We start from the raw sequence: 1,062 nt of genomic DNA on the forward strand, positions 1-1,062 counted from the left end.
GGTGGCGAATAACAGTGTCACTGTTGACGGCTTTTTTGTCTTTGCGACGGCGTTGAATTACGCGATCGCCAAGCAAGTCACTTTCGCATATCAGCGCGAAATTCAGCTCGTCATGAATAAAGCCGTGTTCTGCTGAACCAAGAATCAACGTGAAACGGTGGTCTGACTCCAAAGCGTGATACAGCGATTCTTGCACCACTGGGCGAACTTTGATGCCTTGCAGAAGCTCAGTCAGGGCTTCGCGTCGACCTTCTGATTCCACGGAAAAGATGATTTTGCCCGTAAATTGTTCGCTGAATTGGCGCAAACGAGATAATGGCTCTTTGTTTTGCTGTTGAACGCCAAGTTCTGCCAGTGTTTGTACCGCTAAGTTTTGGCGGCCAGCACGTTTCACTACTTTCTCTAGGCTGAGCTGTGCCTGAGGAAGTTGTTTGAAGTGTGCAAACAATTCGTCTTTCTTGAGCCACAAATCATGTGGGGCAAGAAGTGGACGCAGAGGATCAATTTTCTTTTGATCGTAGCGATATTCGACGTCATTTAAGAATGTGTCGACAGCTGCTTCAATGTCGCCGTATGTGATCAGCTGCGAATCTTCAGGTAAGTAGTCGAACAGGGTTTCGGTATGGTCGAAGAACAGTGGTTGCCAGTATTCAATGCCTGCCGGCCACGTTCCTTTGGTGACTTGCATGTAGATGGATTCTGGCTCGCGTCTCGCCTCAAACTGGGTGCGCCAACGAGTACGGAAATCTTCAATCGCTTCTTTCGTCGTTGGGAATTCATGCGCAGGCAGCAATTGGATTTGCTGAATGTCTTCAATAGAACGCTGGTTTTCTGGATCGAAAGCGCGAATGGTGTCGATTTCATCATCGAAAAAGTCAATACGGTAAGGATCAGCACTGCCCATCGGGAATAAGTCGAGAATCGAACCTCGGCTCGCGTATTCACCCGGCCCAAACACTTGGTCTACATGACGGTAACCCGAGTTCTCTAGTTGCACTCTCAGGTTTTCTAGCGAGAAATTATCGCCTGTTTTGACCATTAGTGTGTGCTGTAACAAAAATT

At 47.8% G+C, this 1,062-nt stretch carries 1 pseudogene; it reads right to left on the reverse strand.

Annotation, left to right across the window (positions count from 1 at the left end):
• Positions 1 to 1,062: pseudogene (locus tag R7Q47_RS26305) on the reverse strand (transcription-repair coupling factor); the annotation flags it as partial.

It is taken from the genome of Vibrio sp. Vb0349 (genome assembly GCF_033338975.1).